The sequence below is a fragment of the Streptomyces sp. S186 genome (assembly GCF_051603415.1).
In the GTDB taxonomy this organism is placed as follows: Bacteria; Actinomycetota; Actinomycetes; order Streptomycetales; family Streptomycetaceae; genus Streptomyces.
Genome location: NZ_CP193932.1, coordinates 407833 through 420702, shown reverse-complemented (window position 1 = coordinate 420702; position 12870 = coordinate 407833). Strand labels below are relative to the sequence as shown.

Below are 12870 nucleotides of genomic sequence, written 5' to 3'. Positions count from 1 at the left end.
CCGACCCGGCAGGCGCCACACCAGGCGCCACCCCAAGCACCATCCGACCGACTATCCCGACCGCCCCTCGACCAGTCTCCGACCGCCCCTCGATCACAACGGTGGTATTCCATGGCAGACCATGACCTGACCGGATTCGACCGCGACACCTTCAGCCACGGCGGCGTCACCCACCGCATACTCCGGCGCGGCACCGGGCCCGCGGTGATCGTGATCGCGGAGATCCCAGGCATCACGCCGAAGGTGCTGCGGTTCGCGGAACGCGTCGCCGCCATCGGCTGCACCGCCGTGCTCCCGGTCCTCTTCGGCACCCCCGGCCGTGAAGTGGACCCGAACGAGGTCGGTTGGCTCAAGTCCACCCGCTACACGGCCTCGACGATGCGAAAGGTCTGCGTCAGCCGGGAGTTCACCGTTCTGGCCACCGGAAAGTCCTCTCCCGTGGTGACCTGGCTGCGGGCCCTGGCCGCCCACGAGCACGAGCGCGGCGGAGGGCCCGGCGTCGGGGCCGTCGGCATGTGCCTGACCGGCGGGTTCGCCCTGGCCATGGCCGTCGACGACCGGCTGCTCGCCCCCGTGCTGTCCCAGCCGTCGCTGCCGCTGGCCGTAACCCGGAGCCGTCGCGCCCGCATCGACATCTCCGCCGAGGACCTCGCCACCGTACGCGGCCGCTGCGAACGCGAGGGCCTTCAGGTGATGGGACTGCGGTTCCACGGCGACCGGCTGGTGCCCCCCGACCGCTTCGCGTTCCTGCGCCGCGAACTGGGCGATGCGTTCACCGCCGTCGAACTCCCGGCGTCCGCCGCGAACCCGCGGTCCGCGCTGGCGCCGCACGCCGTGCTCACCGAGCACCTCGTCGACGAGCCCGGCCAGCCGACCCGCGAGGCGCTGGACGACGTACTCGACCTCTTCCGCCAACGCCTGCTCGAACAGCCCGGTGCCGCGAACGACGGGGCACCGGCCGGAGGTTGACGGCCGCCGCTCCGCTCAGTCACCGGACTCAACGTCGACCGGCCTTGCGCGGCCTTTCCAGGGTGAAGGCGTCCACGGGAGTCAGCTCGCCGTAGGGGCCGTCGAAGGTGTAGTAGGTGACGTGGATGCGGGTGCGGCCGGTACGGGGGTCGCCCGGATCGACGTCGAACGCGGCGAAGCCGTGCGTGTGGACCCGGTCCTGGACGGCGCGCCACGGGGCGTCCTCGGTGACGAAGACGGCCTTGCGGTGGCGGCCCTCGGTCTCCTTGCTCAGATCGACGACGACGCGCCCCTTGGGCTCGTCGAACAGATCGTCCTGAGTGGTCGCGAAGTTGCCCCCGCCACCGATGATCATGTGGACGGTGCCCTTGCTGGTGTCTGCGACATCGGTCCTGGTCGAGACCGGGATCGGGGTACGCGCCTCGTTCGGCAGGGCGCCGCGGACCGGCAGCGACCGCTCGTAGTAGTGCTCGTGCCCGCACAGCACCAAGTCCACCCCGTACGCGTCGAACAGCGGGCCCCACGCCGTCCGGATGCCGAGGTCGCTGCCGCTGCCACTGCGGCTGCTGGAGATCATCGGGTGGTGCATGAAGACCACGATCCAGTCGATGTCGGCATGCGCCCGAGCCGCCTTCAACTCCCGCTCCAGCCAACGGCGTTGCGCCCCGTGGGAGAAGCCGTGCACATAGGTGTCGCCGGTGTCCTGGATCGCCACGTCGTCGTTGGCCAGGCTGATGAAGCGGACCGCGCCGACGGTGAACGCGTACCACAGCCCCCGCGTCCCGGGATCGGCGTCGGCCGTCGAGCCGGGCAGTGTGTAGTACGCCTGGTAGCCGCTCACCCCCAACGGCCCGTTGCCCTTCTCGTTCTCGCCGTTTCCCAGGCAGGGCATCCATGGCCGCAACCGCGTCGAACGGCTGTTGCTGATGAACCAGTCGGCCCAGGTCGCGACGCGGTTCTGCCCGAAGACGCCGGCCGCGGAGGCATAGCACAGGTCGCCGTTGACCAGGTTGAACAGCGGCCCGACCCGCTCCACCGCGGCCACAATGTCGGCGGAGGCCGGCGTGCCCGCCTGGCTGCTGGTGTGGAGCGGAAACCGTCCCGAGGGCGAAGGCACGCTGTCCGTAGGCCACTTGACGACCCGTCGGAGATTGGGCGCGCCCTGGTCGCCGAAGCTGGTGAAGGTGAACGCGGTACGCCCGCGCGGCGCCGTGGTGAACGAACCGCTCTCCGCCGCCGCACCGTCATGCCCGGCCGCGTAGAGATAGGTGGTGTCGGGCCGCAGCCCGCTGAGCCGGGCATGGTGCACATACACCTCCTCGCCGGACAGCCCGTCCCGATACGTGCGGGTCTCGGCCTCGACGACCTGCCCGGTGCCGCCGTCCGGCGATCCCAGGCGCACCTGCGCACGGCGGACGGACCGGGGACTGATCCAGGACACGGTCATCTCGGTGGCGGGGTCGGCGCCGAACTGGAGGTGCAGCCCGGTCACTCCGGGCACCCCGAGACGGCTGGGCGTGCGCTGAAGCAGTGGGTTGGCGGCGGCCCCGGCGCTCCCCGCGGCACCGAGTGCGGTGGCGGCCGCGACCGCCGTCGAACCGGTCAGGAGCGATCTGCGCGCGATCGGGACAGCCTGTCGGTGGAGGTCCGGCCCGGCCCGCCGTCGGCCGGGGCGCGGTTGCCGGCGGTCGGGAGTGCCGTGGTCTTCTGTTGTCATGGCCACCATGGTGCCTGGGGCCCGAGACCGGGACGGCATATTTCCAGAAAATGTGGGGACGGCCGGGCCGCCTTCCGCTGACGGGGCGCCGTCGGGCCGCGGTCGTCCGCGGGGTGACGATCCGGTTGCGATGGTCGACGGCGGCGGTGTCCTCCGGGGCGCGTCCTCGTTGGCCGGGCATGGAGTCTTCCGTCTCCGAGCCGGAAAGCGCCGGCACGCCACGGCTGCGCGGGGCCTACTGGCTGGAGCAGCGGCGCGTCAGAGCGGATCGCTGTTGTTCGTGGTGCGTGCCACGGGAGGTGCCGGCGGTGCCGTGCGTGAACCGCGGGGTGATCGCCGCCGCCGTCGCGGTGGTGGTGGCCCTGCTCGTCCTGACCGTCGTGGTGGGAGTGGCCTACTTGCCGTGAGTTCGGTTTTTCCGCCGCCGCCCGGGCAGCGGGTGCACCTCTTCGGGCGCCGGCGAGGGCCGATGCCGCAGGTCCAGATAGGCGCGGACGGAGACGCCGGGACGGCCGGGGGTGTGCCAGGGCGCGGAGGGGCCGCTGGAACGCCACAGGCGCCCCAACTCGGCCGCGGCAAGGGTGGCGGTGGCTTCGTCGGCCGCGGTGACGTCGATGACGACCATGCCGGGCTCGCTGACATGTTCCTCGTGGATATGCACAGTTCTGTATGACCTATTTCGCCCTGTGGCGTAAGGAGAAGCGGGCAGGGTTCATCCGAACGTGGTCCGTGGGGGTGGAGAGTTGACCGTAGGCGGATGTGGTTCGACCTTGGTCAGCCGGCACGGCTCGCAAGGGAGTTGTCCTGGGCCCGTGCGTCAGGTGCGGCGTGCCGCAGCCGGTTCCTGCCAGAGGGCGAGTGGTGTCGCGCCCACCCGGTAGCCCTTCTCGTCGAGGAGATGGCCGCCGTGCTTCATGTGCCAGAGGGCGACCGCGCGTTCGGCGACCGTCAGATCCGGTGCGCGCTCGGCGAGGCGGACCTCGAACCGCTGGGCGTCGTCGAGGGAGCGCACCCAGGCGACGAGATGCAGGTTGTGCCGGCTGATGACGCTCGCGCACAGGCGGACCTCGCGCATCCCGGTGACCCGGCGGGCCACCTCGCGCAGTCGGGCCGCCGGGACCTGGCCCCAGAACGTCACGGTCACCGGCCACTCGGACAGGGGACGGGCGACCTCGCACCGGGCGTGCAGCATGTCCGCGGCGAACAGGCGCTGGACGTGCCGGCGCACGGTGTCGGGGCTCGCGTCGCACTGTTCGGCCAGCGCGCGGTAGGTGGCCCGGCCGTCCACGGACAGCGCGGTGACCAGCCGTTGGTCGAGGTCGTCGAGGACGAAGGCCGGGGCGGCCGGCCCGCGGCGGGGCGCGTCGGCGGCGAGCCGGGCGACCTGCTGCCGGCCGAGAGCCCGCAGGCGCCACCGGCTGCCCTCGGTGTGCACCGGACCGGCCAGATGCGTACGGGCGGCCACCACGCCGTCCAGCGCGGCGAGGTCATGGGTCACCCAGCGGGAGAGCATCGCCGGATCGCGGGCCATGACGTTGAGTTGGAGGTCGCGGTCCCCGGTGACGTGCGAGAGCGCCACGACATGCGGCGCGTCGGCCAGGGCGCGCGCCACGGCCGGCAGCCGGCCGGGAGCGCAGTCGAGCTCCACGAACGCCAGGCACCCCTGGCCCGACGTGGCCAGTACCGGGGCCGGGTGGCAGCTGATCCACGCGGCGCCGGTCCCGGTCAGCCGGTTCCAGCGCCTGGCGACCGTCACGGCGTCCAGTCCGAGGACGGCGCCGATCCGGGTCCAGCTGGCCCGCGGCGCGATCTGCAAGGCATGCACCAGGGCCTGGTCCACATGGTCCAGAGACCCGGGGGCGCGTCCGGAATCCTGCGTCATCGGCGCCTCCTTGCGTTTTTCCGGCGGAATCGCGCCGCCGGTCGGCTCAACCTTCACCCTGGACTCGGTACGGACGGACCGTACCAGTCACAGTCACCCCAGAGCGACAGGAACGGGACCGAGATGTCGGCAGTGGAACGCGCCAAGGAACTGCAACCCGAACTGGAGCGGCTGCGCCGGTCGTTGCACCGGGAGCCGGAGCTGGGCCTGGCACTGCCGCGCACTCAGGAGAAGGTGCTCACGGCGCTCGACGGGCTGCCGTTGGAGATCACCCTCGGCACCGGGCTCACCTCGGTGACCGCCGTACTGCGCGGCGGCAGGCCCGGCGGCGCGGTGCTGTTGCGCGGCGACATGGACGCCCTGCCCGTCACCGAGGAGACCGGTGTGGCCTACGCCTCCCGGATCCCCGGCCGGATGCATGCCTGTGGACACGATCTGCACACCGCCGGACTCGTCGGCGCGGCCAGGCTGCTGGCCGAACGCCGGGAACACCTGCACGGCGACGTGGTGTTCATGTTCCAGCCCGGCGAGGAGGGCCACAACGGGGCCGGCGCGATGATCGAGGAGGGCGTGCTGGACGCGGCCGGCAAACCGCTCGACGCGGCGTACGCCCTGCATGTGTCCTCCAACCAGGTGCCCGGCGGCGTGGTCATCACTCGCGCCGGCACCATCACCTCCGCCTCCGACCTGCTGACCGTGACGGTGCACGGCGAGGGCGGCCACGGCTCGACGCCGGCCGCGGCCAAGGACCCCGTCCCGGTGGCCTGTGAGATGGTCACCGCCGTGCAGAACTGGGTGACCCGCACCTTCGACATCTTCGACCCGGTCGTCGTCACCGTCGGCACCTTCCACGCGGGCACCAAGGCCAGCGTCATCCCCGAAACCGCCGAGTTCCAGGCCACCGTGCGCAGTTACTCCGAGGCCGCCCGGGAACGGCTCGCCGAGGGGCTGCCGCGCCTGGTGCGTTCCATCGCGGCCGCGCACGGTCTGGACGCGGCGGCCGACTACGGCAGGCACTACCCGGTGACCGTCAACAACGCGGACGAGACGGCCTTCGCGGTGGCCACCGCCCGCGACCTCTTCGACCCGAGAGAGGTGTGGGAGTCCCCGATACCCACCAACGGCTCCGAGGACTTCGCCTACGTCCTCAACCGGGTCCCCGGTGCGATGCTGCTGGTGGGCGCGGCCCCGGAGGGGAGTGACTGGCAGCACGCCCCGATGATCCACTCGCCGCGCGCCGTCTTCGACGACCGGGTGCTGTACCGTCAGGCGGCACTGTTGGCCGAACTGGCGGAGCGGCGCCTGGCGGACACGGCGGGGGCCGTGGCGGGGGATCAGCCGGCACGGTGATGAGGGGCCGGCAGCGGCCCGGCCCCTCCGCGAGGGCGAAATGCGGTGGTGACGGGCGGGGCGGGCGTGCTGCCATGGTGGTGTGCAGGATGACAGGGCAGCCGGGAAGGCAGCAGGCAGGGCAGCCGACGAGTCAGCTGACGGGGCAGCGGCGGCCGGGGCGATGGTGGTGGATCGTGGTCGCTACCCGACGGCGGTTACGCCGTGGGAGAGCGTGGAGTGGCGGGATGCCGCCCTGGGATGGGTGCGGCAGGAGCTCGCCGTGCATGGCTTGCGGATTGCGGCTGAGAGGGCTGTGCGGGTTCGGCTGCGGCCGTGGTCGGTTCTGATGCGGTTGCCGGTTGCGGGTCGGGGCGATGTCTGGTTCAAGGCCAACCCGCCGGCCAGCGCCTTCGAGGCGGCGCTGACCGCGGCACTGGCCCGCTGGGTGCCTGGACAGGTGCTGGGGCCCCTCGCCGTCGACGCCGGGCGGGGCTGGTCGCTGCTGCCCGATGGCGGGGAGCTGTTCCGGGTCGCCCTCGACCGCGGCCCCGCCGACCCGCATGCCTGGGAGCAGCCGCTCGCCCAGTACGCCGACCTGCAACGCGCACTCGTCCCGCACACCACGCATCTGGAACGCCTGGGCGTCCCCAGTGCCCGTACGGCCCAACTGCCGGACATCTTCGACCAGATCGTGGCGGAGAACGCTGCACTGTCCCCGGACGACCGCAGGAGGCTGGGTGCGCTGCGGCCGTGCCTGGCGGACTGGTGCACGGAGCTGGTCGGCCTCGGGATCGCGGACTCCCTCGACCATGCCGACCTGCACGACGGCCAGCTGTTCGCCCCGCGGGCGGGCCGCTTCACCTTCTTCGACTGGGGCGACGCCACCGTCTCCCACCCCTTCTGCAGCTTCCGGGTCCCGGCCGCGGCGGTCCGCGAGCGCTATGGCGCGGACGCCCTCCCGCGGCTGCGCGACGCGTACCTCGAACCCTGGACGGGCGACGGCCGGACGACGGTGGAGCTGCGGCGTGCGATGCGCCTGGCCTGGCGGCTCGGCGCGCTCGGCCGCGCCCATTCCTGGGGCCGTCTGTTTCCCCCGCCCTCCGGCGTGCCCGACGCCATGGACACGGGAGCGGCCGAGAGCGCCGCCTGGCTGCGGGAACTCTTCACCGAGCCCGCTGTGTGACCGGCTGGGGGCGACGATGTGCGCAGAGCCCGTACGCCGCCGCGTACGGGCCCGGGCCGGTCGGCTGGTTCTCGCTGACCGCTACCTACGCGCGGGGCACTGCTTCCACGCGAAGTGGTACAGGGTGTTGATGCTGCCGTCGGTGGAGTCCATGGCCATGTAGCTGGTGGTCTTGGGGTCCGCCGCGGAGCCGTCCACCCTCAGTTCGGTGTTGATGTTGAAGTAGCGCTCCTCTCCGCAGGGCGCGTAGACCAGCTGGTCGATGTCGGTCTCGTCCGAGCTCTGCCAGTTGTTCTCGTAGGGCCCGGCGAAGGGGTGGCTGATACGGGCCGTCTGCGGCTGGCCCTGGAAGTAGTAGTTCGCCTGCTCCAGGCCCTTGGCGCCCGACGCCAGGGAGGCGTAACCGCGGTAGTCGGCCCGCGCGATGGCGTAGGTGAAGCCCTGTGGCACGTGCACGTTGAGCGCGATCTGGCAGTTCTTGCGGGCGTCGGTGGGCTTGCTGGCGCCGCCTGTCTGGGCGAGGTATTCGCTGTAGGTGACGGTGAAGGCGGTGTTGTCGGGGGCGACGGCCACGGCGGCGCTGCCGGGTCTGCAGCCCGAACCGTTGACCGTGGCGACATCTATGGTGATGCGTCCGGACGGCGGGTCGTCGCCGAACCGGGCCGGCGTGGCGGGGGATGCCGATCCGAGGAGCAAGGATGCCACTGCGGCACCAGCACTGAGCGCGCTGAGCATGGGCTCGTCCTTCCGGTCGTCCTGGACCCGCGGGAGCGGGCACACCAGGGGGGTGGGTGACGAGCGCATGCCAGCACGGGGATCTCGGCTTGAACAGCTGTGCACCCGAGGATTGGGGCGAATCTACGCCTTGATTCGGACGCCTGGGCCGCGTCGCCGAGCCGCGTCGCCGGCCGTCAGCGGAAGTCAGCGGCGTGGTCGGCCACCCAGTCCCGGTAGGTGCGCGCCGGTGTGCCCGTTACGGCCTCGACGGTGTCGGTGACCACGGGGCGCGGCGCCGTCAGCATCTGCGCGTAGCCGTCGAGCAGCGGGTCCACGAACGCGTCCGGGAAGCTGTCGTCGGCGAGCAGATGTCGGCGCGCGGCATCCCGGGACAACTCCTCCCAGTGGAGAGGACGGCCCAACACCTCACCGATGGTGCGCACCTGCTCGGCCTGGGTCAGCACCTCCGGCCCGGTCAGCGTATAGGCGGCCTTGGCGTGGCCTTCCTCGGTCAGCGCCCGTGCGGCGACGGCCGCGATGTCCGCCTCGTGCAGCAGGACCATCGGCAGCGCACCGTAGGCTCCGCGCACGGTGTCACCGGCCCGGATCTGGTCGGCCCACCACAGGGTGTTGGCGGCGAAGGTGCTGGGCCGTACATGGGTCCACTCCAGTCCGGACTGCTCGATCCGCTGCTCGACGGCCCGGTGCCACCGGCCGACGGGAGTGGACTGGGCATCGGGATCGGCGCCGTCCCGCACGGAGCCGGACGAGAGGAGGACCACCCGGCCGGCGTGCCGGCCGAGGGCGTCCACGACCGCGGCGGCCGGTTCGGAACCGTGGAACGGCCACATCAGGAAGACTGCGTCCACTCCTTCCGACGCTGCCTCCAGACCGGCCGCGTCGGACAGGTCGCCGCGCACCACCTCAACTCCCCGCGGCAGATCGGCCGTTTCCGGACGACGGGTCATGGCGCGGACCTCGTACGCCTCCGCCGCCACCAGCTCCGCCGTCACCCACCGCCCTACGTTGCCCGTCGCCCCCGTGACGAGAATCCTGCGCACGGCACCCATCGAAGACCTCGGTTCCCGCGTCCCGTGCCACCGGACCTTCCGGGGTGCCGGACGCGTCCCCCACTCTCCGCGCCGAGCCCCGCGGCGGAACAGCCACGGCGGCGCGAGTGACGAATACCGTCAAGCAAGCTCCCTTTCCTTGCTTTCCCGTCGCGCGAAGACGTCCTCGCGGCGGTCGTCCATCTGCCGGAGTGCCTCCTTGCGGTCGCGCTTGGCGAGCCGGTCGAGATAGAGCTGACCGTTGAGGTGGTCGGTCTCGTGCTGCAGACACCGGGCGAAGTAGCCCGTCCCCTCAATCACCAGGGGCTTGCCGTCCTTGTCGAAGCCGTGCACGACGGCCCGATCGGTGCGCGGGACCTCCATGGCCGCACCGGGGACCGACAGACATCCCTCGAAGTCGTCGATCAACCGGCGGTGCCCCGGATCGGGGAGCGTGAGCACGGGATTGGCGATGTGGCCGACATGCCTGATTCCGTCGTCGTCCGGGCAGTCGTAGACGAACAGCCGGAGGTCGATGCCGACCTGGTTCGCGGCGAGACCGGCGCCGTCGGCGATGTGCATGGTGCGGAACAAGTCGTTGACGAGCGCGGACAGTTCGGGCGTACCGAACTCGGTCACCGCGCGGCACGGACGGCTCAAAACCTCCTCTCCCACCTCGGTGATGCGGCGCACCGACCCGCGTCGGGCCTCCGGTGGCAGAGCGGGAAAGGAGTCGACCGGCTCGCCCTGGACGCGGACTCGGCGGTCTACGGGACCGGGCTGCGGCCGGACACGGCCGCGTGGCAGTTCGTTGTTATGTGGCGGCTCGTTGCGACGTGACAGACGCGACATTGGTGTTTCCCCCCGGGGCATGGGACTTGCAGGTCACTTTGCAAATTAGCAGACTTTGCAAAGTGACCGAAGAAGAGCTCAACACCCCAACCGGCCAGTCCTCCCGCACCGGTGAGGAACTGCGCGAGCACGAGGTCCGTACGGCCCTGCTGGAACTGCTCGCCGACGTCGGCACCCTGACGGCGACCGAAGCCGCCGCCCGGCTCGGCTACAGTTCCGGGCTCTGCTCGTTCCATCTGCGGCAGCTCGCCCGCCACGGCCATATCGAAGAAGCCCCGCGCCATGGCGGTGGCCGGGCGCGTCCCTGGCGCCTGCGGCCGTCGGCCCCGGTCGCCGGTCCGCCGACGGAGGACTTCGGCGACCTCGCTCGCGGTCTGGAGGACGAGAGTTGGCAGCGCTGGCTGGAACAGCGGGACCAGGCACCCGCCGGCTGGCGCCGCGACGAAGCCTTCAGTGCCGTCGCCTATCTGACACCGGACGAAATGAGCCGGGTCGCCGCCGCGATCCGCAAGGCACTGGAGCCCTACCGCGACCGCGAGCAGCGGCCGTTGGCCCGTCCCGACGGCGCCCGGCCGGTGGCGCTGATCAGCCGCCTGTTCCCGCTGCTCCCGCGGTGACGACAGGACTTACTCATCTGGGCAGGGCCGTTGAGCAAGACGCTGATCTCGTCGTGCAGGCGCATTCGAGCGGCTCTTCGTGGTGCTTGGCGAATCGGCTCGTGGTGCGTGGCGGATCGGCCAACGGGGCACTGGCGCACGGCGGTGCGAGGCGCTTCACTCCTGTCCCATGAGACGACTGCTTGTTGCGCTGTGCGCCGCCGTCACCGGTCTGGTGCTGGGTGTGAGCCCGGCGGCGGCCGCGGAGCCGCCCGGTGAGTTCGGCACCCACTGGCACGACCCGGTCACCGCGGGACCGCCGGTGTCCGTGCCGGACACCCCCTCCTGCCAAGTCACGGTCGCCGACACCGAGTTCCGGAACTACACGCCGTACAAGGGCACCTACCTGCCACCCGCCAAGTGCGGCCACCGCTGGAACAAGGTCGTCCTGCGGCTCGAAGGGGCCGTGGCCGGGCGGCAGTTCGACCGGCTCGGCTATCTGCACATCGGGGGTGTGGAGGTGCTGCGTACCTCGACGCCCGAGCCTTCGCCCCAGGGCATCACCTGGAAGGTGGAGAAGGACGTCACACGGTACGCGTCCACACTGCGCTCACGGCAGCCCGTCGAGATGCTGATCGGCAACACCGTGGACAGCACCTACACCGGCGTCATCAAGGTCAGGGCGACGCTGACCTTCTACACGGCGCGCGGCCCGGTGAAGGAGGCCGCCACCCCCGACAAGGTCCTCACCCTGGAGGGCGCCCGCACCGAGGGCGGGGTGTACGCGGGGCGGCTGACGACTCCGCGCAACAGCGAACGCATCGTCGCCGAGGTGTACGCCACCGGCTCCGGCGGCGGCTGCGAGGAGTTCTGGTATCTGACGGTGCCGGACGCTGCGCCGTACTCCTGCAAGGCCAAGTCCGGTCCGTACCGTGAGGTGCAGGTGACGGTGGACGGCAAGCTCGCCGGTATCGCGGCTCCCTACCCCACCGTGTGGACGGGTGGCTGGTCCAACCCCTACCTCTGGTACGTCATCCCCGGTCCGCGGGCCTTCGACGTCCGTCCGGTGGAGTACGACCTCACGCCCTTCGCCGGACTGCTGAACGACGGGCGCCCGCACCGGGTCGCGGTGTCGGTCGCCGGGCTGCCGGCGGGGCAGGACGGCTGGAGCACCCCCACCAACATCCTGGTCTGGCAGGACGCCAAGGCGGCCCGGGTGACTGGCGGGCTGCTCACGAGCCGGGCGAGCGACCCGGCCGACCGGACCACGTACGAGCCGGGCGACGAGCGGCGTCTGACGGCCGAGGGCAGGCACGCGCTGACGACCGCCGGCTACCTCGACACCTCGCACGGCCGGGTCACCACGACCGTCAGCCGCACGCTCGCCGCGGACTTCGCGCACCGTTGGAACGCGGACGAGTCGACGGACGCCCTTCAGGCACGGTGGTACGACGACGAGACGGTGGCCGTGCACGGCCGGGGGCCGGCGACCCTCACCCGTGCCCACCGGGCCTACACCATGGACGGTGCGACGACCGTGGGCGCGGGCAACCGCCTGCGTACGACGATGACCATGGGCGACCGCGCGGACAGCGCCACCCTGCGGGGCGGCCGGCGCGTCGACTGGGCGCGGCTGGACGACACCTACACCGGCGACGCCGCCTACAACCAGAACGTGCCCCGCGAGGAGCGGCACGCCACCGGTACCTCCCGCGAGCGCTACCGCCTCGCCGGGCCGGGCGTCCGCTACGACCGGACGTTGGCCACGGCCCAGGGGGAGTTGACCGAGGACCGGACGATTCCTAGACCGGCCGTGTGATGCGGTTCTCGCGCACGGCCAGGTACGCGCTGAGACGACTGGCGGCGTCGAGCATGGCCACGCCCCGCGCGGTGAGCTTGTGCTGCCAGTCGTCCAGTGCGTCGGAGAGGGTGTCGGTGCCGCCCGCCGAGCGGACCTGGCGGACCACGGTGGCGATGTGGGCCAGCGGGTAGCCTCCGCGCCGGAGGAGGTGGGCGAGCTCGGCGTCGCGGACGTCGCTCGGGCGGAAGACCCGGTATCCGGTGACCGGTTCGCGTTCCGGGGCCAGGATGCCGGCGCCTTCCCACTTGCGCAGGGTCGCCGGGGTGAGGCGGAGCCTGCGCGCGACATCGCCGATCGTGCGGGTCCCGGTGCCTGAGGAGGGCTCGGAAGGTGTTGCGGGCTCGGTGGTGCGGACGGCCGTCAGGTGGTCGACGGCCGTCCGCACCGCGTCGAGGGTGTCGCGGTCGCGGAGCAGCTGGTGGTGGCCGCGATCGATGAGCACCAGGGCGTCGTCGAGGGCGTCCCGGTGCAGTGCCTGCATGATCTGGCCGGCGGCCGCGTGCCCGTGAGCCGGGACGAGCGAAAGGAAGGCGCGGAGCGCGGCCGCGTGTGCCTCGGTGTAGATCCGATAGCCGCTGGGCGTACGCTCGGCGGGTGGGAGGAACCCGTCCCGCTCGTAGTTGCGGACCGCCTGGGTGGAGATGCCGTGTTCGCGGGCGAGATCAGCAGGGCGCAAGGTGATCACCGGTTGGGGACTCTACCGTACGACCCG

General features: G+C 71.7%; 12 protein-coding genes. 5 read left to right on the top strand and 7 right to left on the bottom strand.

Annotated features, from left to right (window positions below):
- The first annotated feature begins 111 nt into the window (after positions 1–111).
- The gene (locus ACRAS8_RS01835) at positions 112–969 is read left to right on the top strand and encodes a dienelactone hydrolase family protein (protein ID WP_438483968.1); all 858 of its coding nucleotides are present in this window, start codon (positions 112–114) and stop codon (positions 967–969) included.
- Positions 970–997: 28 nt separating this feature from the next.
- On the opposite strand, the gene ACRAS8_RS01830 is transcribed toward ACRAS8_RS01835, so the two are convergent.
- The 3 genes from ACRAS8_RS01830 to ACRAS8_RS01820 all read right to left on the bottom strand — a co-directional run bounded on the left by ACRAS8_RS01830 (position 998) and on the right by ACRAS8_RS01820 (position 4568).
- Entirely contained in the window at positions 998–2686 is a 1689-nt protein-coding gene (locus ACRAS8_RS01830; RefSeq protein ID WP_438483967.1) for a purple acid phosphatase family protein, read from the bottom strand.
- Positions 2687–3080: 394 nt separating this feature from the next.
- Entirely contained in the window at positions 3081–3347 is a 267-nt protein-coding gene (locus ACRAS8_RS01825) for a DUF6207 family protein (protein ID WP_438483966.1), read from the bottom strand.
- Positions 3348–3503: 156 nt separating this feature from the next.
- Entirely contained in the window at positions 3504–4568 is a 1065-nt protein-coding gene (locus ACRAS8_RS01820) for an Lrp/AsnC family transcriptional regulator (protein ID WP_438483965.1), read from the bottom strand.
- Positions 4569–4691: 123 nt separating this feature from the next.
- Between ACRAS8_RS01820 and ACRAS8_RS01815 the strand changes: the two genes are divergently transcribed.
- Both ACRAS8_RS01815 and ACRAS8_RS01810 read left to right on the top strand, forming a co-directional pair.
- Complete coding sequence (locus ACRAS8_RS01815) at positions 4692–5918, top strand: M20 metallopeptidase family protein (RefSeq protein ID WP_438483964.1); 1227 nt, start codon at positions 4692–4694, stop codon at positions 5916–5918.
- Between the two features lie 163 nt (positions 5919–6081).
- The gene (locus ACRAS8_RS01810) at positions 6082–7083 is read left to right on the top strand and encodes an aminoglycoside phosphotransferase family protein (RefSeq protein WP_438490315.1); all 1002 of its coding nucleotides are present in this window, start codon (positions 6082–6084) and stop codon (positions 7081–7083) included.
- 81 nt (positions 7084–7164) lie between these two features.
- Here ACRAS8_RS01810 and ACRAS8_RS01805 read toward each other — a convergent pair whose 3' ends face one another.
- The 3 genes from ACRAS8_RS01805 to def form a co-directional block, all read right to left on the bottom strand.
- Positions 7165–7818, bottom strand: coding sequence for a DUF4360 domain-containing protein (locus ACRAS8_RS01805; protein WP_438483963.1), 654 nt, complete (start codon positions 7816–7818; stop codon positions 7165–7167).
- A gap of 176 nt (positions 7819–7994) precedes the next feature.
- Positions 7995–8861, bottom strand: a complete 867-nt coding sequence (locus ACRAS8_RS01800) for an NAD(P)H-binding protein (RefSeq protein WP_438483962.1) — start codon at positions 8859–8861, stop codon at positions 7995–7997.
- Positions 8862–8990: 129 nt separating this feature from the next.
- Positions 8991–9692 (bottom strand): peptide deformylase, encoded by a 702-nt coding sequence (gene def, locus ACRAS8_RS01795; RefSeq protein WP_438490314.1) that lies wholly within the window; start codon positions 9690–9692, stop codon positions 8991–8993.
- Between the two features lie 71 nt (positions 9693–9763).
- On the opposite strand from def, the gene ACRAS8_RS01790 reads away from it, so the two are divergent.
- Both ACRAS8_RS01790 and ACRAS8_RS01785 read left to right on the top strand, forming a co-directional pair.
- On the top strand, positions 9764–10318 hold the full coding sequence (locus ACRAS8_RS01790) for an ArsR/SmtB family transcription factor (protein ID WP_438483961.1): 555 nt from the start codon (positions 9764–9766) through the stop codon (positions 10316–10318).
- Positions 10319–10487: 169 nt separating this feature from the next.
- On the top strand, positions 10488–12116 hold the full coding sequence (locus ACRAS8_RS01785; protein ID WP_438483960.1) for a peptide-N4-asparagine amidase: 1629 nt from the start codon (positions 10488–10490) through the stop codon (positions 12114–12116).
- Here ACRAS8_RS01785 and ACRAS8_RS01780 read toward each other — a convergent pair.
- A complete protein-coding gene (locus ACRAS8_RS01780; RefSeq protein WP_438483959.1) occupies positions 12100–12843 on the bottom strand; it encodes a TioE family transcriptional regulator in 744 nt (247 codons plus the stop codon). The two genes, ACRAS8_RS01785 and ACRAS8_RS01780, sit on opposite strands and share 17 nt — an antisense overlap.
- Positions 12844–12870: the final 27 nt, after the last annotated feature.

Excerpts from the sequence above, each read along its gene's own strand:
- ACRAS8_RS01835 (WP_438483968.1), top strand. The coding sequence starts at position 112 with ATGGCAGACCATGACCTGACCGGATTCGACCGCGACACCTTCAGCCAC.
- ACRAS8_RS01815 (WP_438483964.1), top strand. The coding sequence starts at position 4,692 with ATGTCGGCAGTGGAACGCGCCAAGGAACTGCAACCCGAACTGGAGCGG.
- ACRAS8_RS01810 (WP_438490315.1), top strand. The coding sequence starts at position 6,082 with ATGGTGGTGGATCGTGGTCGCTACCCGACGGCGGTTACGCCGTGGGAG.
- ACRAS8_RS01785 (WP_438483960.1), top strand. The coding sequence starts at position 10,488 with ATGAGACGACTGCTTGTTGCGCTGTGCGCCGCCGTCACCGGTCTGGTG.
- ACRAS8_RS01830 (WP_438483967.1), bottom strand. The coding sequence starts at position 2,686 with ATGACAACAGAAGACCACGGCACTCCCGACCGCCGGCAACCGCGCCCC.
- ACRAS8_RS01805 (WP_438483963.1), bottom strand. The coding sequence starts at position 7,818 with ATGCTCAGCGCGCTCAGTGCTGGTGCCGCAGTGGCATCCTTGCTCCTC.
- ACRAS8_RS01820 (WP_438483965.1), bottom strand. The coding sequence starts at position 4,568 with ATGACGCAGGATTCCGGACGCGCCCCCGGGTCTCTGGACCATGTGGAC.